The sequence below is a fragment of the Streptomyces rimosus genome, from assembly GCF_008704655.1.
Lineage (GTDB): Bacteria > Actinomycetota > Actinomycetes > Streptomycetales > Streptomycetaceae > Streptomyces > Streptomyces rimosus.
In genome coordinates, this window is the sequence record NZ_CP023688.1 from 6,732,451 (window position 1) to 6,758,719 (window position 26,269).

Annotated in this window: 25 protein-coding genes; 18 read left to right on the forward strand and 7 right to left on the reverse strand. The window is 71.4% G+C overall.

All coding sequences use genetic code 11. The annotated features are described in order from the left end of the window. The first annotated feature begins 348 nt into the window (after positions 1-348). The 7 genes from CP984_RS29435 to CP984_RS29465 all read left to right on the forward strand — a co-directional run bounded on the left by CP984_RS29435 (position 349) and on the right by CP984_RS29465 (position 6,292). Positions 349-1,500, forward strand: a complete 1,152-nt coding sequence (locus CP984_RS29435; protein ID WP_030181081.1) for a sialidase family protein — start codon at positions 349-351, stop codon at positions 1,498-1,500. After that, positions 1,497-2,879 carry an ABC transporter substrate-binding protein gene (locus CP984_RS29440; RefSeq protein ID WP_043977718.1) on the forward strand — a complete coding sequence of 461 codons (1,383 nt, stop codon included), beginning with the start codon at positions 1,497-1,499 and terminating at the stop codon, positions 2,877-2,879. The genes CP984_RS29435 and CP984_RS29440 overlap by 4 nt, the downstream gene beginning before the upstream one ends. Then, complete coding sequence (locus CP984_RS29445; RefSeq protein WP_003985051.1) at positions 2,876-3,859, forward strand: carbohydrate ABC transporter permease; 984 nt, start codon at positions 2,876-2,878, stop codon at positions 3,857-3,859. Before CP984_RS29440 ends, CP984_RS29445 begins: the two co-directional genes overlap by 4 nt. Further along, complete coding sequence (locus CP984_RS29450) at positions 3,856-4,776, forward strand: carbohydrate ABC transporter permease (RefSeq protein ID WP_078575467.1); 921 nt, start codon at positions 3,856-3,858, stop codon at positions 4,774-4,776. Before CP984_RS29445 ends, CP984_RS29450 begins: the two co-directional genes overlap by 4 nt. 13 nt (positions 4,777-4,789) lie before the next feature. Beyond that, positions 4,790-5,539: an NADPH-dependent F420 reductase gene (gene npdG / locus CP984_RS29455; RefSeq protein ID WP_003985049.1), complete on the forward strand. Its 750-nt coding sequence runs from the start codon at positions 4,790-4,792 to the stop codon at positions 5,537-5,539. Between the two features lie 107 nt (positions 5,540-5,646). Continuing rightward, positions 5,647-5,952 (forward strand): hypothetical protein, encoded by a 306-nt coding sequence (locus CP984_RS29460; protein ID WP_003985048.1) that lies wholly within the window; start codon positions 5,647-5,649, stop codon positions 5,950-5,952. Positions 5,953-6,094: 142 nt separating this feature from the next. Further along, a complete protein-coding gene (locus CP984_RS29465) occupies positions 6,095-6,292 on the forward strand; it encodes a hypothetical protein (protein ID WP_003985047.1) in 198 nt (65 codons plus the stop codon). Between the two features lie 11 nt (positions 6,293-6,303). On the opposite strand, the gene CP984_RS41535 is transcribed toward CP984_RS29465, so the two are convergent. Continuing rightward, positions 6,304-7,470: a helix-turn-helix transcriptional regulator gene (locus tag CP984_RS41535; RefSeq protein ID WP_003985046.1), complete on the reverse strand. Its 1,167-nt coding sequence runs from the start codon at positions 7,468-7,470 to the stop codon at positions 6,304-6,306. 355 nt (positions 7,471-7,825) lie between these two features. Between CP984_RS41535 and CP984_RS42670 the strand changes: the two genes are divergently transcribed. The 3 genes from CP984_RS42670 to CP984_RS42675 are packed head-to-tail and all read left to right on the forward strand — an operon-like array spanning position 7,826 to position 9,363. Next, entirely contained in the window at positions 7,826-7,954 is a 129-nt protein-coding gene (locus CP984_RS42670; RefSeq protein ID WP_255304240.1) for a hypothetical protein, read from the forward strand. After that, complete coding sequence (locus CP984_RS29480; RefSeq protein WP_003985045.1) at positions 7,951-9,189, forward strand: methyltransferase domain-containing protein; 1,239 nt, start codon at positions 7,951-7,953, stop codon at positions 9,187-9,189. The genes CP984_RS42670 and CP984_RS29480 overlap by 4 nt, the downstream gene beginning before the upstream one ends. A gap of 39 nt (positions 9,190-9,228) precedes the next feature. Continuing rightward, complete coding sequence (locus CP984_RS42675; RefSeq protein ID WP_255304241.1) at positions 9,229-9,363, forward strand: hypothetical protein; 135 nt, start codon at positions 9,229-9,231, stop codon at positions 9,361-9,363. Positions 9,364-9,464: 101 nt separating this feature from the next. Here CP984_RS42675 and CP984_RS29485 read toward each other — a convergent pair whose 3' ends face one another. After that, a complete protein-coding gene (locus CP984_RS29485; protein WP_003985044.1) occupies positions 9,465-10,277 on the reverse strand; it encodes a site-2 protease family protein in 813 nt (270 codons plus the stop codon). Positions 10,278-10,494: 217 nt separating this feature from the next. On the opposite strand from CP984_RS29485, the gene CP984_RS29490 reads away from it, so the two are divergent. After that, the gene (locus CP984_RS29490; RefSeq protein WP_003985043.1) at positions 10,495-13,839 is read left to right on the forward strand and encodes an AfsR/SARP family transcriptional regulator; all 3,345 of its coding nucleotides are present in this window, start codon (positions 10,495-10,497) and stop codon (positions 13,837-13,839) included. A 24-nt stretch (positions 13,840-13,863) separates the two neighbouring features. Here the strand turns inward: CP984_RS29490 and CP984_RS29495 are convergent, their stop codons facing one another. The 3 genes from CP984_RS29495 to CP984_RS29505 all read right to left on the reverse strand — a co-directional run bounded on the left by CP984_RS29495 (position 13,864) and on the right by CP984_RS29505 (position 16,304). Next, the gene (locus CP984_RS29495) at positions 13,864-14,706 is read right to left on the reverse strand and encodes an ABC transporter permease (RefSeq protein WP_003985042.1); all 843 of its coding nucleotides are present in this window, start codon (positions 14,704-14,706) and stop codon (positions 13,864-13,866) included. Then, positions 14,703-15,758, reverse strand: coding sequence for an ATP-binding cassette domain-containing protein (locus tag CP984_RS29500; RefSeq protein ID WP_032921775.1), 1,056 nt, complete (start codon positions 15,756-15,758; stop codon positions 14,703-14,705). Before CP984_RS29500 ends, CP984_RS29495 begins: the two co-directional genes overlap by 4 nt. An 87-nt stretch (positions 15,759-15,845) precedes the next feature. After that, entirely contained in the window at positions 15,846-16,304 is a 459-nt protein-coding gene (locus tag CP984_RS29505; protein ID WP_030181091.1) for an Lrp/AsnC family transcriptional regulator, read from the reverse strand. Positions 16,305-16,366: 62 nt separating this feature from the next. Here CP984_RS29505 and CP984_RS29510 point away from each other — a divergent pair, with 62 nt between their 5' ends. Next, positions 16,367-17,116, forward strand: a complete 750-nt coding sequence (locus CP984_RS29510) for an AzlC family ABC transporter permease (RefSeq protein WP_003985039.1) — start codon at positions 16,367-16,369, stop codon at positions 17,114-17,116. Then, complete coding sequence (locus tag CP984_RS29515) at positions 17,109-17,438, forward strand: branched-chain amino acid transporter permease (RefSeq protein ID WP_003985038.1); 330 nt, start codon at positions 17,109-17,111, stop codon at positions 17,436-17,438. The genes CP984_RS29510 and CP984_RS29515 overlap by 8 nt, the downstream gene beginning before the upstream one ends. 97 nt (positions 17,439-17,535) lie before the next feature. On the opposite strand, the gene panB is transcribed toward CP984_RS29515, so the two are convergent. Further along, on the reverse strand, positions 17,536-18,453 hold the full coding sequence (panB, locus tag CP984_RS29520; protein WP_003985037.1) for a 3-methyl-2-oxobutanoate hydroxymethyltransferase: 918 nt from the start codon (positions 18,451-18,453) through the stop codon (positions 17,536-17,538). A gap of 215 nt (positions 18,454-18,668) precedes the next feature. Between panB and CP984_RS29525 the strand changes: the two genes are divergently transcribed. From CP984_RS29525 to CP984_RS41540, 5 genes are all read left to right on the forward strand, one after another. Beyond that, entirely contained in the window at positions 18,669-20,288 is a 1,620-nt protein-coding gene (locus CP984_RS29525) for an MFS transporter (protein ID WP_003985036.1), read from the forward strand. Then, a complete protein-coding gene (locus tag CP984_RS29530) occupies positions 20,285-20,950 on the forward strand; it encodes a TetR/AcrR family transcriptional regulator (RefSeq protein WP_003985035.1) in 666 nt (221 codons plus the stop codon). Before CP984_RS29525 ends, CP984_RS29530 begins: the two co-directional genes overlap by 4 nt. Positions 20,951-21,175: 225 nt before the next feature. Continuing rightward, positions 21,176-22,183 carry an endonuclease/exonuclease/phosphatase family protein gene (locus CP984_RS29535; protein ID WP_063604326.1) on the forward strand — a complete coding sequence of 336 codons (1,008 nt, stop codon included), beginning with the start codon at positions 21,176-21,178 and terminating at the stop codon, positions 22,181-22,183. A gap of 261 nt (positions 22,184-22,444) precedes the next feature. Continuing rightward, complete coding sequence (locus tag CP984_RS29540; protein ID WP_003985033.1) at positions 22,445-23,659, forward strand: MFS transporter; 1,215 nt, start codon at positions 22,445-22,447, stop codon at positions 23,657-23,659. A gap of 264 nt (positions 23,660-23,923) precedes the next feature. Then, a complete protein-coding gene (locus CP984_RS41540) occupies positions 23,924-24,370 on the forward strand; it encodes a hypothetical protein (RefSeq protein ID WP_030181095.1) in 447 nt (148 codons plus the stop codon). 56 nt (positions 24,371-24,426) lie between these two features. Here the strand turns inward: CP984_RS41540 and CP984_RS29550 are convergent, their stop codons facing one another. Then, positions 24,427-26,181, reverse strand: coding sequence for an NAD+ synthase (locus tag CP984_RS29550; protein WP_003982846.1), 1,755 nt, complete (start codon positions 26,179-26,181; stop codon positions 24,427-24,429). Between the last annotated feature and the right edge of the window lie 88 nt (positions 26,182-26,269).

Below are 26,269 nucleotides of genomic sequence, written 5' to 3' on the forward strand. Positions count from 1 at the left end.
AGTCGGCGGACGAGCGCCAGGGCGCCAGGTCGGGGAGCAGGGCGGCGGCGCGGCGGCGTCGTGGGGGATGGTCTGTGTCGGTCGCAACGCACCATCGTGCGATGGGGGCGGGGAGGGGCAACGGAATTTCGGGCGGGCGCCGCCGGGCATCGGGCGGGCGTCGTCCACACGTCATCAGGGCGTCATCCAGGCATCGTCCAAACGTCTTTCCGGTGCCGTTTCCGCCCTGGTGAAGCGGTCGGGTGGACGGCCGCGCCAGACGTGTGCCGTGCCTTGACGGTCAGTTGGGGGCTCCCTATGGTCACGCTGACAGAGGACGTCCTACGTCCGGCCGTTGGGGGAGGACCCATGGCGCACGAGACTTCCCTTCCGTTCCGCGCCGGTTCCGAGGGCTACGCGAGCTTCCGCATCCCGGCCGTGGTGATCACCCGCCCCGCGACCGCCGAAGGCACCGGCACCGGCAGCACGGCCGCCGAAGACGCCGGCCCCGGCACCCTGCTCGCCTTCGCCGAGGGCCGGGTGCACAGCGCCGCCGACCACGGCGACATCGACCTCGTGCTCAAACGCTCCGCCGACGGCGGCCGCACCTGGGGCCCGCTCCAGGTCGTCGCCCGCAACGGCACCGGCACGGCGGGCAACCCGGCCCCGGTGGTGCTGGACGGCGGCCGGATCGTCCTCCTCCACGTACGCAACGCCGCCACCGCCACCGAGGAACGCATCCGCCGCGGCCTGGTGTCCGCCGCCGACGGGCGGCGCGTATGGGTGCAGCACAGCGACGACGACGGTGCCACGTGGAGCGCGCCGCGCGAGATCACGGCACAGGTCAAGCGCTCCGACTGGCGCTGGTACGCCACCACCCCCGGCCACGCCCTGCAACTCCGTAACGGCCCGCACGCCGGCCGCCTCGTCGTCCCCGCCAACCACTCCACCGCCCCCACCTACACCGGCGACAACGGCACCGAAGGCCGTTACAACGGCGGCCACGTCCTGCTCAGCGACGACGAGGGCGAGAGCTGGCGCATCGGCTACACGGACAGCAAACCCAACAACTACATCAACGCCAACGAGACCACCGCCGCGGAACTCCCGGACGGCGCCCTCTACTTCAACACCCGCAACGACTCCCCGGCCCCCGGCAACCGCGCCGACGCCCACTCCGCGCCCGAGTCGGGCGGCGAGCAGCTGATCAAGCCCTTCCGCCCGCAGGCCGGGCTGACCGGGCCCGTCGTCGAGGGCAGCGTGCTGCACCTGGGCGAGCCCGACGTGCTGCTCTTCTCCGGCCCCGCCGACCCGGCCGACCGCGCGCTGATGACCGTACGGGCGAGCCGCGACCGCGGCCTGACCTGGCACGTGGCACACACCGTCGACGGGCTGCCGGCCGCCTACTCCGATCTCGTACGGATCGACGGCGCGACCGTCGGACTGCTCTACGAGACGGGCGACTTCAGCGCCTATTCGACGATCACCTTCCGCCGCATCCCCGTGGAGGAGCTGGTATGAGCACCGGTACGTACGATGACGGCCGGGACCGTGACCGGGGCCGCCCGGCGCCCGGGCTCCGCCGCCGGGCCCTGCTCGGCGGGGCCGCCGCGGCCGCCGCCGGGTTCACGCTGGCGGGCTGCGGCGATGGTGGCGACGGGGACGGTGGCGCGGCGCCGAAGGAACGCGAGAAGGGCCAGAAGATCCAGCTGTCCTTCTGGTCGTGGGTGCCGGGCATCGACAAACCGGTGGACCTGTGGAACCGCGAACACCCGGACGTGCAGGTCAAGGTGGAGAAGGTGTCCGCCGTCGACGGCCGCCAGTACGCCAAGATGCACGCCGCCGTCAAAGCCGGGAACCCGCCGGACCTCGCCCAGATCGAGTTCCCGGTCATCCCGAGCTTCCTGCTCGACAACGCCCTCTTCGACCTGTCGGCCCTCGGCGCCGCCCGCTACAAGGACCGGTTCGTGGGCTGGCAGTGGCAGCAGTCGGTGTTCGGCCGGGGCGTGTACGCCATTCCGCAGGCGTCCGGCCCGATGGGCTTCTTCGTACGCCAGGACCTGTTCGACAAGTGGAGCCTCCAGATCCCGCAGACCTGGGACGAGTACGAGGAGGCCGCCAAGGCCGTCCGGCGGCAGGGCGCCTGGATCGAGACGTTCGCACCCACGAACGGCAACCGCTTCGCCGGGCTGTCCTGGCAGGCGGGCGCCAAGTGGTACGCCGCCCAGGGCGACACCTGGACCGTGCGCATCGACGACGACCCCACCCGCAAGGTCGCCGACTACTGGGAGTCGCTGGTCCGCCGCAAGCTGGTCAAGACGATCCCGGACCGGCAGAACGCCTGGTACAAGGACATCCAGACCGGTGCCATCCCCGCCTGGATCGGAGCCAGCTGGGGTGACGCGCTGCTGGCGGGCAATGCGCCCGGCACCAAGGGGAAGTGGCGTGTCGCGCCGCTGCCCCAGTGGCAGAAGGGCGCCAACGTACACGCCAACTGGGGCGGCTCCACCACGGCCGTCTTCGCGAAAGCGGCCTACCCCAAGGACGCGCTGGCCTTCGCCCTCTGGCTCAACTCCGACCCCAAGTCCATCGCCCTGCTGATAGAGGGCGGTTACGGCTTCCCGAGTGCGAAGAAGGGCTACGCCACCAGCGACCTCGACGTGTACCGCGACTTCTTCGGCGGCCAGGCGTACAGCAAGGTCTTCGCGGACGCGGGCGCGCACGTCGACACCAGCTGGCAGTGGGGTCCCGGCGTGGACACCCTCTACCAGCGGCTCGGCGACGCCTTCACGGAGGCGCTGGACGAGGGCAGCTCGTTCCGGTCGGTACTGCGGACCGTACAGGCGCAGACCGTCTCCGACCTGCGGGGCAAGGGCCTGAAGGTGGAGAGCGGCGGGTGAGGGGAGCGAACCGGACACGCACCTGGGCCGGCCGTCCGGCCCGCCCCGTACGGCACACCCGCCGCCCCCGCCTCACCCGTACCGAAGCCCGCAACGCCCGCGCCGCCGCCGGCTTCGTCCTGCCCTTCCTGGCCCTCTTCCTCCTCTGCTTCATCGCCCCGATCGTCTACGCCGTCCACCAGAGCCTGCACCGCACCGAGCGCACCGGCCCGCTCGGCCTCGGCGGCCGGGAGCGCGAGGTCTTCGCGGGTCTCGCGAACTACGCGCACGCGCTCGCCGACGACCGCTTCCTGACCGGATTCGGCCGGGTCCTGCTCTTCGGTGCCGTCCAGATACCGCTGATGATCGCCCTGGCGACCGTACTCGCCCTCCTCCTGGAGAGCGCGAGCGCGCGCGGCGTCACGTTCTTCCGCAGCGCGTTCTTCCTGCCGTACGGCGTCCCCGGCGTCATCGCCTCCATCCTGTGGGGCTTCCTGTACGTACCGGGCATCAGCCCGCTCGTGGAGATCGCCGGGTCGCTCGGCGTGCACGTCGACTTCCTCGCCCGCGACACCGTCCTGTGGTCCATCGCCAACATCGTCCTGTGGCAGTTCACCGGCTACAACATGCTCGTACTGATCTCCCAGCTCAAGGCCGTACCGGACGAACTGTACGAGGCGGCGCGCATCGACGGCGCGAACGCCTGGCACGTCGCCCGGCACATCAAGATCCCGCTGATCCGGCCCGCGCTCGTGCTGACCACCGTCTTCAGCATCATCGGCACCCTCCAGCTGTTCGCCGAGCCGATGGTGCTGCGGCCCCTCGCCGCCACCATCGACTCCGGCTTCACCCCCAACCTGCACGCGTACAGCGAGGCGTTCGTGAGCAACAACCAGCACGTGGCGGCGGCCGAGGCGGTACTGCTGGCACTGGTCGCCTGCGTGCTGTCGTTCGGGTTCCTGCGGCTGGTGGGGCGGCGGGACGAGGGGAGCGGCCGATGACCCGTACCACCGTCCACGAGGCCCCCGTACCCGTACGGGCTCCCCGGGCCGCCCCCCACCCGTCCGGCACGGCCACCCGTCCACCCCTCCGCTACCGCATCATCACCGCCACCCTCCTCACCCTCGCCGCGATCTACTTCCTCACCCCCGTCTACTGGCTGATCGTCTCTGCCACCAAGAACAGCGCCGATCTCTTCGGCACCTTCGGCTTCTGGTTCGCCCACCCGCGCCCGCTGGAATACCTCCGCGACGTCCTCACCTACGACCACGGCGTCTACGTCCGCTGGTTCGCGAATTCCCTGCTGTACGCGGGGGTGGGCGCGCTCGCCGCCACCCTGCTCTCCGCCGCGGCCGGTTACGGCCTCGCCAAATTCCCCTTCCCCGGCCGCGGAGCCGTCTTCAACCTCGTCCTGGCCGGCGTCCTCATCCCCGTCACCGCCCTGGCCCTCCCCCTCTACTTCCTCTTCAGTTCCATGGGCCTCGCCAACACCTACTGGGCGGTGCTCCTCCCCAGCGTCGTGAGCCCCTTCGGCGTCTACCTCTGCCGGATCTACGCGGCCGCCGCCGTACCCGACTCGCTCCTGGAGGCGGCCCGCATCGACGGCGCGGGCGAGGCCCGGATCTTCGCCGGGCTGGGCCTACGCCTCATGACCCCGGCCCTGGTCACCGTCTTCCTGTTCCAGTTCGTCCACATCTGGAACAACTACTTCCTGCCGCTGGTCATGCTCTCCGACTCCGACCTCTATCCGATCCAGCTCGGCCTGACCTCCTGGACCGGGTACGCGGACCGGCAGCCGGAGCTGTACCAGTACACGGTGGGCGGCGCGTTCCTGTCCGTACTGCCGCTGATGGTGCTGATGACGGTCCTCCAGCGGTACTGGCGTACGGGGCTCACGGAGGGCAGCGTGAAGGCGTGACAGTATCGCTGTCATGACTACTTCCGACGATGCGCGGACCGGCAACGACGCGCAGCCCGTTAATGTCGCGACCGAGGCCAAGAAGGCGCTCAAGAAGGACCCCTGGGACCTCCCCGACGTCTCCGGCCTCGTCGTCGGTGTCCTCGGCGGCACCGGTGACCAGGGCCGCGGTCTGGCGTACCGGCTCGCCCGCGCCGGCCAGAAGGTGATCATCGGCTCCCGCGCGGCGGAGCGCGCACAGGCCGCCGCCGACGAGCTGGGCCACGGCGTCGAGGGCGCGGACAACGCGAAGTGCGCGCGGCGCAGCGACGTGGTGATCGTCGCCGTACCGTGGGACGGCCACGCCAAGACCCTCCAGTCCCTCCGCGAGGAACTCGCGGGCAAGCTCGTCATCGACTGCGTCAACCCGCTCGGCTTCGACAAGAAGGGCGCCTACGCGCTCAAGCCGGAGGAAGGCAGCGCCGCCGAACAGGCCGCGTCCCTGCTCCCCGACTCCCGCGTCACCGCCGCCTTCCACCACCTCTCCGCGGTCCTCCTCCAGAACCCGGAGGTCGAGGAGATCGACACCGACGTGATGGTCCTCGGCGAATCGCGCGCCGACACCGACCAGGTCCAGGCCCTTGCCGCCCGCATCCCCGGCATGCGCGGCATCTACGCGGGCCGCCTGCGCAACGCGCACCAGGTGGAATCCCTGGTGGCCAACATCATCTCCACCAACCGGCGCTACAAAGCGCATGCGGGCCTGCGCATCACGGACGTATAGTCCGCAGGCCCTTCCCCCCTCACGAAAGGTGACGCCATGCAGTGGTTGCCTTAGCCGCCCGCCCGGAAAGTCCGGGAGCCCGGGCGGCGGGTTCCGGAAGGAACGCGATGTCCCGCACGGACAAAACGAAACCACTGTGGGTACGCCACGCGGAGCACGACCCCCGGCCGCTCCACGACCACCGCTACGGCCCCTGCGACCTCCCGCCCCACCCGACGCGGGAGGCCGCCGACACCCGCTGCCGCTGGGAGCACCCCGGCACGCTCCTCCTCGGCCACACCTGCTGCGCCGGCTGCCAGCGGCGCGGCTGCACGAAGGAGTGGCAGGGGTACGTACGCTCCGCCAACCGCAAGACACGCCATGAGGCGCGTCGCGAAGCGCGGCGCTACGTCGCCGGGGAACGGGCCGACTGACCTACGGGCCCCTCGGGGGCGGCCCACCACCGCCCCCTCCGGGGGCCGGCCGGCCCCGGCCACCGGGGCCCTCGGCCCCCGCCCCACGGCCATGGTGGACACTGGGAGAAAACGCCACACCCCACCCACAGGAGCCCACCCCATGCCCCGCCTCGCCGTCTTCGCCCTCGTCGTCTGCGCCCTCGCCGTCGCCGCGGCCGTCGTCTCGTTCGCCCAGGGCAGCTGGCTCGGCATCGTGTGGATCTTGATGGCGGGGATCAGCAGCAACATGGCGTGGTTCTATGTGCGGAAGGCGAAGATGGAGCGGGCGGGCCAGGACGGTGCGGCCGCAGCCGGCTGAGAACCGCCTGGTCAGAGCGCGTACGGATCGGCGCGCACGGCGTCTCCGAGGTGCTTGAGGGCATCGCGGAGCGCGGGTGGGGCTCCGGTGGCGGCGAGGCCGTTGCGTACGGCTTCGTCCAGCAGCCGCCGGGTACGTACGGACGCGGTCTCGCCGACGGTGGGTACTATCGCGGCCACCAGCTCTTCGGCGTCGCGCCACGCGCGGAGGTGCAGTAGGCAGTCCAGGAGTCGGGCGGCGGCCATGCCCCGATGCCCGACGACGGGTCCGCCTCGCTGCTCCGCGGAGCGCTGGAGGAAAGGGACGGCCCCTGCGTGGTCGCCCGCGGTCTGGATGGCGTGGCCGTGGTGCCCATCGATCTCGTTCGTCAGGATCCACCACGACCACGCCGGATCTTGAGACCTGCCGTCGCACTCCAGCAGCGATCGCGCCCTGTCGAATGAGCGCCCGGCCTCGGTGAGGGCACCGCAGCCCGCAAGCCCCTTCGCCTCACGCACGCGGAAGATCGCCTCTACCCGGGGCGACAGGTGATCCTGCTCGATAACCGCACGAGCCACGGCCAGCTCCTCGCGGTAGCGGCCGAGCCAGCCGGAATGCATCGCGATGTTCTGCAGAATGAGCAACTCCATCGACCGGTCGCCGGACAGCTTCGCCAGAAACAGCGCCTCTTGATTGAAGCGCCGCGCGGCGTCGTGCAGCTCGGCATCGAAAAGCACCCAGCCGGCGACCTCGGCCAGCTCACTCGCCGCCGACCTGATGTCGCGCTCGTACGTGCTGTCGTAGTCACCGACACCCAACCGCTTGTGCACGCTCTTGAAGGTGCGTGCCGCCACTTCGGCGATGGGCATTCCCGTCAACTCGTTGTCCAGGAAGATCAGCCGCTGGGACGCCTCCCGGATCGCCTGCGCGTACTCGGCCCCGCGCGTTTCGTTCAGACGCAGCAGCGGCACGCGCTCGTGCACGTCCTCGCGCAGCCGCTCCACCGATACGTCCAAGGCCGCGGCGATGAACGGCAGCCACTCCCTGGGGACCCGCTTCCCCAGCTCCCACCTGCTGACTTCTTTCCGCGTCACGGGATCGCCGCAGACACCGGCGGCCTTGCAGACCTCACGCGCCAACCACGCTTGCGAGCGCTCGCCCCGGAGGTGGCGGATGCGGGCCCCGATGTCTTCCGGCATGCCTCCATACTGGCCGACACGGGGCCGACAAGGGGCCGACATGGGGCGGCTGTTGTGCGTGGCGCTTCAGCGACAGGGTTGCCTCATGAACCAACACCGAGGAACCCTCGATCCCCCCGTTCACCTGCTGGACCCGTTCGCCGGAGACATCAACCCCGCCCCGAGGGACGGCTGCGCTCGTTGCGCGGCGGAAGCCGCGCGGCGGGATGCGGCGCGGGATGCGGGGCATCTCTTTGTGGCTGTGGACGCGAGCAATGAGATTCGTCGGCATCCGCGTCACCGGGTTGTTCAGGGGGACGTTAGCGGTGCGGGAGTGGGGCGCGGTCCGGTGCAGCGCAGGCGAGGGGAGAACGTCGTGGCTTGGTGGTTGATGAAGAGCGGGAACCCGCAGGACGACAGCGACAGCGGCAACAAGCACGGGGGCGGCGGCTCGGACGAGGGCGGCAACACGAATGACGGCCAGGACCCGGCGGAAGGCCGGTGAACGTGCACGAGGAAATGGCGGCGGGGCCGGAAGGGCTCGCCGCTGTGCTCATGGGGAAGGGCGCGCTCACGAGTGACTGGCTGCCGTCCTACGAGGCGGTGCCGCGTCATTGGTTCGTGCCCGACGTGATCTGGCCCGGTCGTGGTGGTGGGAATCGGCAGGACGATCGGGTGATGCGTGGTGAGGAGCCCGAGGCGTGGTGGGCGGCTGTCCACCGTGACGCGCCGATTACGACGCAATGGGATGACGGGGAGTACACCGGGCCCGGGAAGGGGCGCATTCCGTCCAGTTCCAGTTCGATGCCGACGATGGTTTTCTCGATGTTGGACGCGTTGAGCGTGGAAAAGGGGCACCGGGTGCTGGAGATCGGCACCGGTACCGGGTGGAATGCGGCGCTGTTGTCCCATCGGGTCGGGGCGGAGAATGTCGTCACCGTGGAGGTGGATGAAGGCAGCGCCCGGGATGCGCGGCGGCGCCTTGCGGAGGCGGGGTTCGAGCCGCTGGCCGTCGTCGGGGACGGGGTCGAGGGATATGCCGAGGGTGGACCGTACGATCGCGTGATCGCCACGTGTTCCATTGGCCGTGTGCCGCGGGCATGGGTGACGCAGACGAAGCCGGGCGGGATCGTGGTCGCCCCTTGGGGGCCGGTTTACGGCGGCGAGGCGGTGGTCCGGCTTTCCGTGGCCGGGGACGGGACGGCGGCGGGCCGGTTTGTGGGGTCGTCGGCGTTTATGCGGCTGCGTGCTCAGCGTTCCGTACGCAAACACGTACGGGAATATCTCGGGGGCTGCGATTGGCCGGCGGATGGGGTGCGCGGTACGACCTTTCTTTCCCCGGATGCGGTGGGGGAGTGGGAGGTCATGTTCGCCATTGGTGTCCAGGTGCCGAATGCGTTTCCGTGGATGGAATCGTACGAGGACGGTTCCTATACGTTGTGGCTCCGGGATATGGCCGTCACCTCGTGGGCGACGGTCGATTACGTACCGGGGTGTGTGGAGTTCGAGGTGTATCAGGGCGGTCCCCGGCGGCTGTGGGACGAAGTGGTTGCTGCCCATCGTTGGTGGGAGGGGCGGGGAAGGCCGGGAATTGAGCGTTTCGGGCTGACTGTGGATGGTGACGGCGAGCGGGTGTGGCTGGACTCGGCGGACAGGCCGGTGTGCGGAACGGGTTCAGTCATGCCCGGCCCAACCTGTCATCTGCCTCGCGCGGAGCCGCCGTGCCGCGACAAGCCGTAGCTCACTTCTGCCACACTCGGCACGTCGATTGGAGGCCCCATGGCCGAGTGGACGAATCCCCGCTATGCCGAACTCGTGCGGGCGTACCGGGCAGCGCAGGAGGACGAAGGGCGTGACGACGCACCGGTCCGCGGCTTCATCATCCCGGACACCACGACGAAGCAGCCCGAGTAGTGCCGAGTGCCCAGGCGTGCCGGTGGTGGGCTGACCGCTCGGGGGGGGGAACGGGAGGTGGCCTGTACGGCTACGCCGCCGGACGGGAGGCGCCCGTACGGCTACGACAGGCCCGCTCCACCCACCTGCGGAATCTCCGGTTCCCCCTGCCAGAACCGGAACAGTTCCTGGCCCCAGTACGTGTCCCAGTTTCCGATGCCCAGGCCGCGGAGAATCGCGTCCACCGCGTCGAAGAAGATGTGGTTGATCTCCGGGACCCACAGCAGGCCGAAGACGGCGATCAGGCCGAAGGGGGCGAAGGGTTCGACCTGGCGGCGGATGGTGGGGGAGAGCCAGGGTTCGAGGACGCCGTAGCCGTCGAGGCCGGGGACCGGGAGGAAGTTGAGGATGGCGGCGGTTACCTGGAGGAGGGCCAGGAAGGCGAGGGCGTAGCGGAAGTCGCGGGGGACGTCGTCCATGGCGCCGAGCCAGAAGGGGGCCGAGACGACCGCGGCGAAGAGGACGTTCGTCAGGGGGCCGGCCGCCGAGATCAGGCTGTGCCGCCAGCGGCCCCGGATGCGGCCGCGTTCGATGAAGACGGCGCCGCCGGGCAGGCCGATGCCGCCCATGATCACGAAGATCACCGGGAGGACGATGCTGAGGAGCGCATGGGTGTATTTGAGGGGGTTGAGGGTGAGATAGCCCTTGGCGCCGATGGAGATGTCGCCGCTGTGCAGTGCCGTACGGGCGTGGGCGTACTCGTGCAGGCACAGCGAGACGATCCACCCGGACACCACGAACAGGAAGACGGCGAAGCCGGGGCTGGCCGCGAGGCGTCCCGTCCAGACGGCCCATCCCGACACTGCCATGACGGCGACGAGCGCGAGGAAGACCGGGCTGACGCGGCGGTCGGCGCGCTGTGCTGCTGTGGTCATCGTGTGGTGCTCCCGGTTTCGCTGTGACAGGCAGTCACGACCGTAATCGACGGGCGGGGCGACCGTGCACGGAAAACGACGGGCGGCGGGCGGGGAGTTCCGGGCAGGCTGGCCCCATGACGGAATCGGGGTCGGGGCGGACGGGGTGGCGGTACGGGGCCGTGGCGCGCGCGGAGTGTGGGCCGTGAATCGTTCGTGCGTACAGGACAATGGTGCGGTGCGCTACGGAATCCTCGGGACGGCCCAGGCCCACCGGAGCGACGGGACGCCCGTCGCCATCGGCGGGCCCCGCCTGCGCACGCTGCTCACGGCGCTCGCGCTGCGTCCCGGCCGGGCCCTCACCGCCGAGCTGCTGATCGCCGACGTCTGGGGTCCTCGGCCGCCGGCCGACGCGACCGGCGCGTTGCAGGCGCTGATCGCGCGGCTGCGCCGGTCCGTCGGCCGGGAGGCGATCGCCTCGGTACACGGCGGGTACCGGCTCTGTGCCGTCCCCGCCGATGTCGACCTGCACCGTTTTGAGCAGCTGGCGGACGAGGGGGCGCGGGCGCTGGCCGACAGCGATGCGGTCAAGGCCGCCGCGCTGCTGGACGACGCCCTGGCGCTGTGGCGCGGCCCCGCGCTGGCCGATCTCCCGGAGGCGGCGGGCGAGGCGGCCCGCGCCGAACGTGCTCACCTGGAAGCCCGGCGTACGCGGCTCGCCGCCGATGTCGCCCTCGGCCGGCCCGGCCAGGCCCTGCCCGCGCTGACGACCCTGTGCGAGGACCATCCGCTCGACGAACCGCTCCAGGCCCTGCGTCTACGCGCGCTGCGGGCGGCGGGGCGTACGGCCGAAGCGCTCGATGCGTATGCCTCGGTGCAGGCCGATATTGCCGACCGTCTCGGCGCGGCCCCGGGCCCTGAACTGCGTTCCCTTCATATGGAGTTGCTGCGGGAGGAGGAGGCGGTTACGGGGGAGGCTGTGGCCCATGGGGCAGCGGCGGCCGATCACCCGGCCCCCGCACCCGCCCCCCGTCGCGGCAACCTCCGTACCCGTACCACTTCCTTCGTCGGGCGGGAGGACGACCTCGCGGTGATCCGGGCCGATCTGGGCGTGCACCGGCTGGTGACGCTGCTCGGGCCGGGCGGGGCGGGCAAGACGCGGCTCTCGCAGGAGAGCGCCGAGGCGGCGGCCGCCGCGGCGCCCGGGATGTGGCCGGACGGCGTGTGGTTCGCGGAGCTGGCGCCCGTGGACGATCCGCAGACCGTGCCGGAGGCGGTGCTCACGGCGCTCGGGGCGCGCGAGACCGTCGTCCGCACCACTGCCGACGAACTGCGCGCCGCGGCCGACCCGACCACGTACGACCCGATGGCGCGCCTCGCCGAGCACTGCGCGAGCCGCCGGATGCTGCTCGTCCTGGACAACTGCGAGCATGTGATCGGCGCCGCCGCGGAGCTGGCGGACCGGCTGCTGGCCGAGTGTCCCGGGGTGACCGTGCTGGCCACCAGCCGGGAGCCGCTGGCCGTGCCGGGGGAGGCGCTGCGGCCGGTGGAACCGCTGCCCGACCCGGTCGCGCTGCGGCTGCTGGCGGACCGTGGTGCCGCGGCCCGGCCCGGGTTCCGCGTCGAGGACGACCCGGTCGCGTGCGCGGAGATCTGCCGGCGGCTCGACGGGCTGCCGCTCGCCATCGAACTGGCCGCGGCCCGGCTGCGGCTGCTCACCCCGCGCCAGCTCGCCGACCGGCTTGACGACCGGTTCCGGCTGCTGACCAGCGGGAGCCGTACCGTACTGCCCCGGCAGCAGACGCTGCGCGCGGTGGTGGACTGGTCCTGGGACCTGCTCGACGACCCCGAGCGCGCCGTGCTGCGCCGCCTGTCCGTCTTCTCCGGCGGCTGTGATCTCGCCCAGGCGGAGGAGGTCTGCGCGGACGAGGGGAGTACGGGCGGCTCGGTGGCACCCCGCGACGTCGCCGCCCTGCTCGGGTCGCTGATCGACAAGTCGCTGGTCGTCGCCGCGCCGGGCGGGGACGGGCGGATGCGCTACCGGCTGCTGGAAACCGTATCGGAGTACGCCGGCGAGCGGCTGGACGAGGCGGGGGAGCGGGCCGCGGCCGAGCGGCGGCACCTGGTCGCGTACCGCGAACTGGCCCGTACGGCCGACCCGTTGCTGCGCGGCCCGGAGCAGTGCGCCTGGCTGGAGCGGCTGGAGCTGGAGCACGACAATCTGCGGACCGCGCTGCGCCGGGCCGTCGCCGTGCGCGACGAGCACGAGGCGCTGTGCCTGGTGCTGTCCCTCCAGTGGTTCTGGTCGCTGCGCGACCACCGCGCCGACGCCCGTGCCTGGTCGGCCGCCGTGGCGGCGCTCGGCCCCGACCCCTTCGCGCCGCCCGTCGAGCCCGCGCCCGTCCTGCACGCGCGGCCCATCGACGCGCCGCCGCCGATGGACCCGGAGCAGCTGCAGGAGGCGCGTCGCGAGGTGCGGCTGGTGGGGCTGGCCAATTCGGACAGCGACATCGCGGTCCTGGGCAACCCGGAGCGGCGGGAGGAGCTGGCGGGCATCCTGGCCGCGTACCGCAGCGACATGCCGCAGACGTGCAAGGTGCCGGGCGTCCTGTGGTACTACGCGATGATGATGACGGGCCGGTTCGACGACCTGGCGAACCTCGTCCACCAGGCGGTGAGCGCCTGCCGGGAGTACGGCTACGAATGGGAGCTGGCGAACGTCCTCCAGCTGCGCGCCAAGATCTTCAACGACCGGCGGGACGGGCTGGCCCAGGCCCGCCAGGACGCCGACGAATCCCTGGAGATCTTCGTCCGGCTCGGTGACGCGTGGGGCGCGGCGGAAGCCCTGGCGGGGCGCGGCGAGGCCCGCGAGGGGCGGGGCGAGTACGCGCTCGCGGCCGAGGACTACCGGGCGGCCATGCGCTACGCCGAGGAACTGGGGGCGTCCGGCCAGATCCTGCTGCTGCGCACCCGGCTCGGCAACGTCCTGATCGAGGACGGCGCGGTGGCGGACGGCGAGCGCCTGCTGCGCGAAGTGATCGAACTGGCGGAGAAGGGCAGAAGCGGCCGGGACGCCGGGCCGTTCGCGCATCTCACGCTCGCCATGCACCTCACCTGCGTCGGGGAGCTGCGGGAAGCGCGCGGCCACCTGGAGGAGGTGCGGGACCTGTTCGGGCAGCGCGCCCCGGAGCTGTTCCAGGGTGTGGTGATGGCGGCGCTGGTCGCGCTGGACGTCGAGGAAGGGCGCTACGACGATGTGCTGCCCCGGTTCCGCGCGGCGATGCCGAAGTTCCGGGACGAGCTGGTGCAGGTGGTCGCGCCGGATCTGCCGGTCGTCCAACTCCTGACCGGCGCACGGGCGTTGCTGGGCGTACGGGGTGAGGCGGGCGGGCCGGACGCGGCGCGGCTGATCGGTGCGTACGACGCGCTGCGCAGCACCTCCCACCGGCCGCCGCGGGTCATCCGCAGGAACCGGGAGAGGGCCGAGGTCGAGGTCCGCGCGGTCCTCGACGACGCCGCCTACGAACGGGCCCACGCCGAAGGCGGCGGCCTCTCCCTCGAAGAGGCCGCCGCCCTCATCTGACGCGAGCCGGGCGAAGGTGACGCGTCAGGTCTTCTTGCGGAACTTGGCCACGGCCAGGGGCGCGAACACCAGGGTGATGCCGACGGTCCAGGCCAGGGTGATCAGCACCGGCTGGGCGACGGCGCCCTGTCCGTTCATCAGGGCCCGTGCCGCGTCCGCGAGGTTCGACAGCGGGTTGACCTTGGTGAACGCCTCCATCCAGCCCGGCATCGTGGTCGGCGGGGCGAAGATGGAGGAGCCGAACTGCAGCGGCATCAGCACCATGAAGCCGACGCCCTGCACCGCCTGCGGCGTCTTCATGGTCAGGCCCAGCAGCATGAATATCCAGGTCAGCGAGGAGCCGAAGAGCAGCGCCAGGGCGACGGCCGCCAGCAGCTCCAGCGGGCCGGTCTTCAGGTCGAAGCCGATCAGGAACGCCAGCACCAGCAGGATGACGGTGGAGACCAGCATCCGCCCGGACTCGACGAGCATCTTCGCCGTCAGCACCGAGGAGCGGGCTATCGGCATGGTGCGGAAGCGGTCCATCACCCCCTTGTTGAAGTCGTCGTTGACGCCGGAGCCGACCGACATGGCGATGTTCAGGCCGCCCATGGCCAGCAGGCCGGGGATGATGTAGTTCACGTACGCGGAGCGGTCGCCGCCGAGGCTGCCGCCCATCGCGCCGCCGAAGACGTACACGAACAGCAGCGTGAAGACGATCGGCATCAACAGGGCGTCGAACATCGACTCGGGGTCGTTCTTGATCTGCATCGCGTTGCGGCGCACCAGGGCGCTCGTGTGACGCAGATGGGCACGCAGGCCGATCCGGCCCTCGTCGGCACCCGGCCGCTGCGGCTTGCCCGGCGCCGCCACCGTCGCGGCACTCATGCCGGAACCTCCTCGTACTGCTTGTCCTGAACGCCCTGCTGGTCCTGCGGTCCGTCCTGCGGGCCGCCGTCGGCGGCCTCCGAGGTCTTCTGGCCGGTGATGGCCAGGAACACCTCGTCCAGGCTGGGCAGATGGGTGTTGATGCCGGAGATCGTGAAGCCCCGCTCGCCGAGCATGCCGACCACGGCGGACAGCTGCTCGTCGCTGACGATCGGGACGTTGACCACGCCGTCCTCGTGGTCGGCGGTGGCGCCCGCGATGCCGTCCAGGCCGGCCTGCGCGATGGCGCCGACCATCCGGTCCAGCTCGGCGGCGTGCGCCGGGCGTATCTGGAGCGTACGGCCGCCGACCTTGGTCTTCAGCTCGTCCACCTTGCCGTCGGCGATGACCCGGCCGCGGTCGATGACCGTCAGCTCGTGGGCCAGCTGCTCGGCCTCTTCCATGTACTGGGTGGTGAGCAGGACCGTGGCGCCGTCGCGCACCATGCTGCGGACCTCGTCCCACACCTCGTTGCGGGTGCGGGGGTCGAGGCCCGTCGTCGGCTCGTCCAGATACAGCACCGCGGGCCTGCCGATCATGGAGGCGGCCAGGTCGAGGCGGCGGCGCATACCGCCGGAGTACTTGGCGGCGGCCCGGCCGGCGGCCTCGGTGAGGGAGAACCGCTCCAGCAGCTCGTCGGCCCGCGCGCGGGCGTCCTTGCGGGAGAGGTCCAGCAGGCGGCCGATCATGTACAGGTTCTCGCGGCCGGAGAGCTTCTCGTCGACCGAGGCGTACTGGCCGGTGAGGCCGATCGTGCGGCGCAGCGCGCGCGGCTGGCGCACCACGTCGAAACCCGCCACGGTCGCCGTGCCGGCGTCCGGCACCAGCAGCGTGGACAGGCAGCGCACCAGCGTCGTCTTGCCCGCGCCGTTCGGCCCGAGCACACCGAGCACGGTGCCTTCCCTCACATCGAGATCCACCCCGTCCACGGCCTTCACCTCGCCGAAGTGCTTGACCAGTCCCCGCACTTCGACGGCGTTCCTCGCGCCGTTGGATATCGTCTTTCGCGTCATGCCCCTCACGATGACAGCACCCACTGACAAACGACCGACAGCCGGCCGACAGCCCAGGTCAGGCCGTCGGCGGCGGGCGTCGGCGCCTCACCGGTCGGCCTTGATCTCCTTCATGGTCATATGGGATTCGAGGCGCAGGACGGCGGGCAGGCAGCTGAGCTTGTCGGTCAGGAAGGCTTCGTACGCGGTGTGGTCGGCCACGGCGACGCGGAGGAAGTAGTCGGGGCGCCCGTACATCCGGCGGAACTCCATGACTTCCTCGTAGGAGGCCACGGTGGCCTCGAACTCCTCGAAGCTCTTGCGGTCCTGGGCGTAGATCTCGACGGCGACGAAGACCTCCAGGCCGCGGCCCACCGATTCGGGATTGACGACGGCCCGGTATCCGGTGATGACACCGGCCTCCTCCAGCCGTTTGACGCGGCGCAGGCAGGGCGGCGGGGTGAGGCCGACGCGTTTGGCCAGCTCGACGTTGGTCAGCCGCCCGTCCTGGCCGAGGTGAAACAGAATTTCCCGATCCACGGCATCGAGGGTTATTTCATTGCGCACGGAACCATTATAGAGCGATAAGAGGAAACCATATAAGGTCCAATTCTTTCTAAGATTGCGCCATGGAAACACGCCCTGCCGTCACCGGGGGCCGCCCTCGGCCCGTACCTGTCCCCGAGCCCGCGCGACGTTCCGAGGCCCATGCGGCGTTCAGGGAATCCGCGGGCGCCGTCCTGGGATTCGTCCCGCTCGGCCTCGCCTTCGGGGCGCTGGTGACGCAGTCGGGGCTGGACTGGTGGTGGGCGGGGCTGTCCGCGGCGCTCGCCTTCGGCGGCTCGTTCGAGTTCCTGCTCATCGGCCTGGTCACCGCCGCCGCCCCGCTGGCGGCCATCGCGGTGTCCTCGTTCATGGTGAACGTCCGGCACGTCTTCTACGCGCTGTCCTTTCCCGTGCACCGCATACCCGGCCGCCTCGGCAAGACGTACGCCACCTTCGCGCTGTGCGACGAGGCGTATGTGCTGGCCACCCGTGAACAGGCCCGCTCCTGGCCCGGCCGCCGCATCCTGTGGATGCAGTGCTTCCTCCATGCGGCCTGGGCGGGCAGCGCGATCGCCGGAGCCCTGCTCGGCTCCCTCATCCCGGAGCGCGTCACCGGCCTGGACTTCGCCCTGACCGCCCTGTTCGCGGTTCTCGCCCTGGACGCCGTCCGTGACCTGCGCGGCGAACTGTCCATCCCCGGGCTCGCCCTGCTCAGCGCCCTCGGCGCCCGGCTCCTGTTCCCCGGCGAGATGCTCCTGGCCGCCTTCGCCCTGTTCGCCGCCGCCCTCCTGGCCCGTCAGCTCACCACCAGCAAGAAGCCGAGCCATGCCTGACCCGCGTTACGCCGTCGCCGCCGTCCTCGTCACCGCCGCGGTCACCTGGGGCCTGCGCGCCCTTCCCTTCGCCGCCCTCACGCCGCTGCGCGCCAGCCGTACCGTCCGGTACCTCAGCGCCCGTATGCCCGCCGGCGTCATGGTGATCCTGCTCGCGTACTGCCTGCGCGACCTGTCCGTCACCCAGGCGAGCAGCCTGGCCCCGCTGATCGCCCTGGCCGTCACCGTGGGACTGCATCTGTGGCGCCGCAACGCGCTGTTGAGCATTCTCGGCGGCACGGCCGTCCACGTGATCCTGGCCAGCACGGTCTTCGCGCACTGAGCGCCACCGTCGCCGCCGTAGGGAAAGGCCGGGCGGGCGTCTTCTTCGAGGGCGCCCGCCCGGCCTTCCGGTATTCAGGTGGAGGCTGTCACCCGGCTCAGCGGAAGCTGTGCTCCTTCGCCGGGAACGTCCCGCCGACGACCTCCTCGGCGAAGTCCTTGGCCGCGGTGCCCAGCACCTCGCGCACGTTGGCGTACTGCTTCACGAAGCGCGGGACGTGCCCGCTGGTCAGGCCCGCCATGTCGGTCCACACCAGGACCTGCGCGTCACAGCCGATGCCCGCGCCGATGCCGACCGTGGGGATGTGCAGCGAGCGGGTGACCTCGGCGGCCAGTTCGGCCGGTACGGCCTCCAGGACGACCGAGAAGGCGCCCGCGTCCTGCACGGCCTTCGCGTCGCGCAGCAGCTGCTGGGCCGCCTCCTCGCCGCGGCCCTGCACCGGGTAGCCGCCGTACGCGTTGACGGACTGGGGCGTCAGGCCGACGTGGGCCATGACCGGGATGCCGGAGGAGACCAGCAGCTCGACCTGGTGGGCGGAGCGCTCGCCGCCCTCCAGCTTGACCGCGCCGACGCCGGCCTCCTTGACCAGGCGGGTGGCGTTGCGCAGCGCCTGGACCGGGCTCTCCTGGAAGGCGCCGAAAGGCAGGTCGGCGACGATCAGGGCGCGCTTGGTGCCGCGGACGACCGCCGCGGACAGGATGGTGATCTCGTCCATCGTGACCGGCACGGTGGACTCGTACCCGAGGTGGCAGTTGCCCATCGAGTCGCCGACCAGCAGGACCGGGATGCCGGCCTCGTCGAAGACGGAGGCGGTCATCGCGTCGTAGGCGGTGAGCATGGGCCACTTCTCGCCGCGCTCCTTGGCGGCGGCGATGTCGCGCACGGTGACCCGCCGCGAGCTCTTTCCTCCGTACAGTGCTTTGTTCGAGCTGCTGTCGGTCTTGCCGGTGGCTGCCCCGCCGGGCGCGCTGGTCCCCTCCGCGGCCGGGTTCTGGGCAGGCGAAAGCTGCGTCATGGTGACGGCTCCTGTTCGTCATCTCGAAGCGCCCTGACGGCGTCTCCGGACTCCCTTCCATGCTGGCACGCGGGCCCGGGGGAGTGGAAGGGGCCTAGGGAGGAGGGGCGGTCCGCGCCCCGTGAGGCGGCCGTGCCCCCGCGCTTCCCGCCGATGCGGAACGACCCCCTCCGATACGGAACGGAGCCGTATCGAAATGGGCGTACGCTGCCCCCATGACGAGCTCCGAACCCACCGGCATATCCGCCGCGCCCCGGCACGTTCCCGAGCACATCCACCGCCGCCGCTGGGCGATCCTGTCCGTCCTCATGCTCAGCCTGCTGATCGTGGTGCTGGACAACTCCATCCTCAACGTGGCGATGAAGACGATCGCCACCCCGGCCCCCACCGGCCTCGGCGCCACGCAGAGCCAGCTGGAGTGGGCGATCAACTCCTACACGCTCGTCTTCGCGGGCCTGCTGTTCACCTCGGGTTTGCTCGGTGACCGGCTGGGCCGCAAGAAGGTGCTGCTCTTCGGCCTGGTGGTGTTCGGCATCGGCTCGGTGCTGGCGGCCGTCTCCGGGTCGCCGGGGCAACTGATCGCCTTCCGCGCGGTGATGGGGCTGGGCGGCGCCTTCGTGATGCCGTCCACCCTCGCCGTCCTGATGAACGTCTTCGAGCGGGACGAGCAGCCCAGGGCGATCGGCATCTGGGCCGGCGGCGTCGGGCTGGCCATCGCGATCGGACCGATCGCGGGCGGTCTGCTGCTGGACCACTTCTGGTGGGGTTCGGTCTTTCTCGTGAACGTACCGATCGTGCTCGTCGCGCTGGTCGTGATGATCGTCCTGGTGCCGGACTCCAAGGACCCGCAGCCGGGGAAGCTGGACCCGCTCGGCGTGCTGCTCTCCGTCGTCGGCCTGGTGCTGCTGGTCTACGGGATCATCAAGGGCGGCCAGCTGGCCGACTTCACCGATCCGCAGGTGCTCGGCACGGTCCTGGGCGGCCTGCTCGTCCTGGTCGGCTTCGTGCTGTACGAGAAGCGGATCGACCACCCGTCGATCAACGTCAATCTCTTCCGCAAGCCGGCGTTCTCCGCCGCCGTGGGCGCCATCGCGCTGGTCTTCTTCGCGATGATGGGCGTCACGTTCTTCATCGTCTTCTACGTCCAGAGCGTGCGCGGCTATACGCCGCTCCAGGCGGGCCTGCTGATCCTGCCGCTGGCCGTCGCCCAGATGATCTTCTCGCCGAGGGCCCGGCACGCCGTCGACCGCTTCGGCTCGCGCGTCGTCTGCTCGGCCGGGATGCTGCTGGTCGCCGCCAGCATGGCCGGCTTCCTGCTGCTGGACGCCGACACCCCGATCTGGGTGCTGGAGGTGCTCTTCTTCGCCCAGGGCACCGGCTCGGCGCACATCATGCCGCCGGTCACCGTCTCGATCATGCAGTCCCTGCCGCGCGAGAAGGCGGGCTCCGGATCGGCCATCAACAACACCTTCCGGCAGGTCGGCGGCACGCTCGGAGTGGCAGTCCTGGGCTCGCTGCTGTCCACCGTCTACCGCGACGGCATCGACGGCACGCTGAACTCCGTACCGGGCCTGCCGGACGCCGCCCGGCACGCGGCGGGCGAGTCCATCGAGGCCACGCTCGGCGTCGCCCGGCAGCTGGGAGCGGCCGGGCAGCGGCTGGCCGCCGAGGCGCACGACGCGTTCATCCACGCCATGCACGTCACCGCGCTCGCCTCGGCCGGTGTCGCGGTCCTCGGCGCGGTGGTGGTTGCGGCCTTCCTGCCGGGCAGGATGGGGGAGGGTGCGCGCGGTACGGACCGGGCGGAACAGGAAAAGGCGGGAGCACGGTCATGAACCGGACTGCGGGCACGGACACGGCGGCTGCGCGGGTACGTACGGACACCGTCCCCGCCGCGGACGCCGCCGCCCCGGCCCCCTGCCGCGGCCGTCCCCGCAACGCCGCCGCCGACACCGCGATCATCGAGGCCGTGCTGCGCATGATCGAGGACGGCGTCTCCATCGGCGAGCTGTCCATGGAGCGCATCGCCCGGGAGGCGGGGGTCGGCAAGGCCACCGTCTACCGGCGGTGGCCCGGCAAGAGCGAGCTGCTGCTCGACGTGATGCGCTCGCTGGACACCGACATCCCGCCGCCGGCCGGCGAGTCGGTGCGCGACGACCTCGTGGGCATCATCGAGTTCCTGCGCATCCGCGGCCTGGCCAAGCGCAACTCGGCGCTGCTGCGCACCATCGTCACGCACGTCAAGGCGCAGCCGGTGCTCTGGCGGGAGTACCACGAGACGGTCGTACAGGCCCGCCGCGAGGTGCTGCTGTCCGTGCTGCGGCGGGGCATGGCGTGCGGTGAGATCCGTACGGACCGGGACATCGACCTGCTCGCCGACCTGTTCGTCGGCCCGGTGCTGTCCCGGGCCGTGCTCCACGAGTGGGCGGACCTGCCGGAGGGGCTGGCCGAGGAGATCGTGGACACGGTGCTGTACGGCGTACGGCCGCGGGCCTGACCGTACGTTCCGGGTCGTTCCGGGTCCGTATCCGACCGCTCCATGACGGGACTATGCCCGTTCTGTCACAGCCGCCGCCGGGGCCCCCGGCCCAGGAACCTCACGCCCTGACCGGCCCGTCATCAGTTGTAAGAAAAGGCATTACAGGCCATCGCCTAGGGTCGGAGATCACAGGTGGGGCGCACGAGGCAAGGCAGTGAGGACGGCGGCATGGCGCAGGCATACATGACGGAGTCGGGGCGGGGCCACGACCCTGAGCGGAATGCCTCCCGGGCGCGGCGCCTGCGCGACTGGTGGCGTCCGGAGGGCATGTGGCGGCGGGGCATCGTGCTCGCCGTGCTGGCGGTCCTGCTGGGGCTGCTGATGATCCTGCACGCGCAGGTCCCCAACACGGTGGGCAACCTGGGCAGCCTGCTGGAGACGTTCCTGCCGTGGCTCGGCCTGATCGGCGTCCCGGTGCTGCTGGTCGCCGCCGTGCTGCGCCGCTCCACGACCGCGATCGTCGCGCTGCTGCTGCCGGCTGTCGTCTGGGTCGGCCTCTTCGGCGGGCAGCTCACGGACAAGAAGGGCACCGGCGGCAACCTCACCGTCGTCACCCACAACGTCAGCGACAAGAACCTCGATCCGGCCGGTACGGCCAGGGACATCGTGAAGTCCGGCGCGGACGTGGTGGCCCTGGAGGAGCTGACCGGTGACGCGCTGCCCAAGTACAAGGAGGGGCTGGCCAAGGCGTACCCGTACCGCACGGTGCAGGGCACGGTCGGGCTGTGGAGCAAGCACCCGCTGACCGACGCGGCGCCGGTGGACATCAAGATGGGCTGGACCCGGGCGCTGCGCGCCACCGTCCAGGCACCCAGCGGCAAGCAGGTCGCCTTCTACGTCGCGCATCTGCCGTCGGTACGGGTCAAGCTCAACGCGGGCTTCACCGCCAACCAGCGCGACAACAGCGCGACCGCCCTCGGCGAGGCGATCGCCCACGAGCGCGTCAAGCAGGTCATCCTGCTGGGCGATCTCAACGGCACCATGAACGACCGCTCCCTCGCCCCGGTCACCGCGCAGATGCGCTCGGCGCAGGGCGCGGCGGGCGACGGCTTCGGCTTCTCCTTCCCGGCCGCCTTCCCGATGGCGCGGATCGACCAGATCATGATGAAGGGGATCGACCCGGTGTCCTCCTGGTCGCTGCCCAGGACCGGCAGTGATCACCTTCCGCTGGCCGCCTCGGTCAAGATCTGACAAAGCCGGAACGGCCCCTGACGGCGGGGCGGGCGTGCTCCCGCCCCGCCGTCAGGGGCCGTCCGCGTGGGTACGCGCGGGTGGCCCGCCCCTCATTCGTAACATCGCGTTCTCCCGTCGGAATGAATGCCCTGAGAGACTTTGTTCCGTAGAAGAACTTACGGACATCCAGCATCACGCCGTCGTACGGATCCCCTGCGCACCGCTCGTCGCACCACCGCGCCCGGGGGGTCCGTACGCACCGTTTTCGAAAGGTCTCTCATGCCCCTGGCGCTGCTCGCGCTGGCCGTCTCCGCCTTCGGCATCGGCACCACCGAGTTCGTGATGATGGGCCTGCTGCCCAATGTCGCGGGCGACCTGGGTACGTCCGTGCCCACGGCCGGCTATCTCGTCTCCGCCTACGCCCTCGGCGTCGTCATCGGCGCCCCGCTGCTGACCGCGCTCGGCGCGCGCGTCCCGCGCAAGCGGATGCTCCTGCTGCTCATGGCGGTCTTCACGGTCGGCAACCTGGCCTCGGCCCTGGCGCCCAACTTCGGCCTGCTGATCGCGGGCCGGCTGCTCGCCGGGCTGCCGCACGGCGCGTTCTTCGGCGTCGGCGCGGTGGTCGCGGCCCGGCTGGTCAAGGAAGGCCGGCAGGCCCGCGCCGTGGCCACCATGTTCCTCGGGCTGACCGTCGCCAACATCGTCGGCGTGCCCGCCGCGACGCTGCTCGGCCAGCACCTCGGCTGGCGCGCGACCTTCCTGGTGGTGGCCGCCATCGGGCTGGTCGCGATAGCCTCGCTGGCCCGGCTGATTCCGCCGATGCCGCGCGAGGAGCACGGCGGCGTGGCCCACGAGCTGCGCGCCATGGGCAACCGGCAGGTCGTCCTCGGGCTGGTCACCGCGGTCTTCGGCTTCGCCGGCGTGTTCGCCGTCTACAGCTACCTCGCCTCGATGATGACCGAGGTCTCCGGCTTCGCCGAGGGCTCCGTCCCGCTGGTCCTGGCGCTCTTCGGCGCGGGCATGACGCTGGGCGCGCTGGCCGCCGGACCGCTGACCGACCGCGCGCTGCGGCCCACGCTGTACGGGGCGCTCGGCGCCCTCGCCGTCACCCTCGTCGTCTTCACCTTCGTGGTGCACGTGAAGTGGGCGGCCCTGATCTGCGTCGTGATCCTCGGCGCGGTCGGCTTCATGACCACCACGCCGCTGCAGATGCTGGTCATGCAGAAGGCCCGGCACGCGCCCACCCTGGCCTCCGCCTCCAACCACTCGGCGTTCAACCTGGCCAACGCGGGCGGCGCCTGGGTCGGCGGGGTGGCCATCGCGGCGGGCTGGGGCTGGACCTCCCCGGCGCTGGTCGGCGCGGTCCTGGCCGTCGTCGGCCTGGGCATCGCGGTCACCGCGGGCCTGCTGGACCGCGGCGCCGCCGCCTCCTCGCGCGTCGTCGCGAGCAGCGAGGACGAGGTGCCGGCGGAACTGCCGGACCGGGTGGGCTGAGCCCGTACCGCCCCGAAGGGCCGCGCCGTACGACCGTACGGCGCGGCCCTTCGCCGTAGGTAAGCGCGGGATACGCGCGACCTGTGCGCCCGCTGTGTGCAACAGGCCCTTGAGGGGACCGCGTGGCGGCTGTTACACGGCTGCCGGAGAGCGGAAACAGGGGCTTCCTAGCGTTACGGGTGTGGGCCTGCACGGGCTCCGCACCAGGTCCGGGCCCGGACGCAGCACGACGTACACGCAGCACGACGTACACAGGGAGCAGCAATGTTCTTCGCAGCCAACCGAACGGGCGACGCGTCCGCGACCGCCGTCCGGAGCGGCAAGCGGGCGGGTCTGCGCACCGCGGTCGTCGCCGTGGCGGCGAGTGCCGCCGTCGCCGTACCGGCCGTGGCCGCGGTCGCCGCCCCGGCGCACGCCGCGGCGCCCGCCAAGCCCGCGGCGGCGGCCGGGGCCCAGAGCCAGGGCGACAAAAAGGTCAAGATCGCCAACCATTACACCCTCGCGTGGAACGCCAAGAAGGGCACCGCCACGATCCAGGACCCGGACGGCGAGACGGTCGGCGTGCTCTCCGCCAACCACCCCGGACCGATCACCAGCGACTTCGGTGACCAGGGCCGGACCACGTACACGATGGACGCGGCGATGTCGTCGGCGACGGTCGACGTCAACCACAACGGCAAGGTCACGTCCTACGACTTCCTGCGGGCCTAGGAGACGTCCGAGGCAGCCGGTCCCGGTGCGGCGGCGCCGGGACCGGCTGTTGTGCGTCAGACCGACTCCCGCCAGTGGTTGGTGACCGGCAGCCGCCGGTCCTTGCCGAAGCCCTTGGCGGAGATCTTCGTGCCCGGCGGGTACTGCCGCCGCTTGTACTCGGCCGCGTCCACCATCCGCAGCACCCGCACCACCAGCTCGTCCTCGTACCCGAGCCCGACGATCCGCTCGCGCCCCTGGTCGCGGTCGACATACAGCTCCAGGATCGCGTCGAGGACCTCGTAGTCCGGCAGCGAGTCGGTGTCCACCTGCCCGGGGCGCAGCTCGGCGCTCGGCGGCTTGGTGATCGAGTTCTCCGGGATCGGCGGTGTACGCCCGTGCTCGGCCGCCGACCGGTTCCGCCAGCGCGCGAGCCGGAAGACATCGCTCTTGTACACGTCCTTGATCGGCCCGAAGCCGCCCACCGCGTCGCCGTACAGCGTCGAGTAGCCGCACGCCAGCTCGGACTTGTTGCCCGGCGCGAGGACGAGATGGCCCTCCTGGTTGGAGAGCGCCATCAGCGTCGTGCCGCGCAGCCGGGCCTGGAGGTTCTCCTCGGCGACCCCGGTCAGCTCCAGGGATGCCATGTACGCGTCGAACATCGGCCCGATCGGCACCGTACGCAGCCGCAGCCCGGTACGCCGGGCCAGCTCGGCCGCGTCCTCCTTGGAGTGCTCGGAGGAGTAGCGGGAGGGCATCGAGACGCCGTATACGTTCCGCGCGCCGAGCGCGTCGCACGCGATCGCCGCGACCAGCGCGGAATCGATCCCGCCGGACAGCCCGAGCAGCACGCTGCGGAACCCGTTCTTGGTGACGTACCCGCGCAGCCCGGCAACCAGCGCGCCGTAGATCTCCTCGGCGTCCTCCAGGTGCGGGGCCTGACCGCCGGTCTCCCACGGCGCGTCATCGGGCAGCGGGTCCGGCGTCAGGACGACGTGCTCGATACGCAGCCCGTCGTCCACCACCCCGGACGGCGCCCGTGGCGCGGCGGCCGGCAGGTCCAGGTCCAGCACCACGCAGCACTCCTCGAACTGCGGCGCGCGCGCCAGCACCGCGCCGTCCCGGCCCACCACGATCGAGTCGCCGTCGAAGACCAGGTCGTCCTGCGCGCCGGACATCGCCAGGTACGCGATCGCGCAGCCGGCCTCCCGGGCGCGCCGCCGGACCAGCTCCAGGCGGGTGTCGTCCTTGTTCCGCTCGTACGGCGAGGCGTTGACGGAGACCAGCAGCCCGGCCCCGGCCGACCGGGCCGCGGGCACCCGGCCGCCGTCCTGCCACAGGTCCTCGCAGATCGCCAGCGCCACGTCCACGCCGCGCACGCGGACCACGGGCAGCGTCTCGCCCGGCACGAAGTACCGGAACTCGTCGAAGACGCCGTAGTTGGGCAGGTGGTGCTTGGCGAAGGAGAGCGCGACCGCGCCGCGGTACAGCACGGCGGCGGCGTTCTGCGGGGCGCCCGCGGGCTGCCCGTACCGCGGCTGCGCCTGTTCGCAGCGGTCCAGATAGCCGACGACGACCGGGGTGTCCCCGAAGCCCTCGTCGGCGAGCCGGGCGGCGAGCGCGCGCAGCGCGGCGCGGCTCGCCTCCACGAACGACGACCGCAGCGCCAGGTCCTCGACGGGGTAGCCGGTCAGCACCATCTCGGGGAACGCGATCAGGTGCGCGTCCCGCCGGGCGGCCTCCCGGGTCCACCGCACGATCGTTTCGGCGTTGCCGGTGAGGTCCCCGACGCAGGCGTCGGTCTGATTCAGGGCGATCCGCAGACGAGGCACGCGGCCGAGCTTAGGGGCCCGGCCCGCGGCCTGCCGGGAGGCCGGACCGACCGCCGGTCGGGAGCGTCGGCCCGGCCCCCCGTACCGC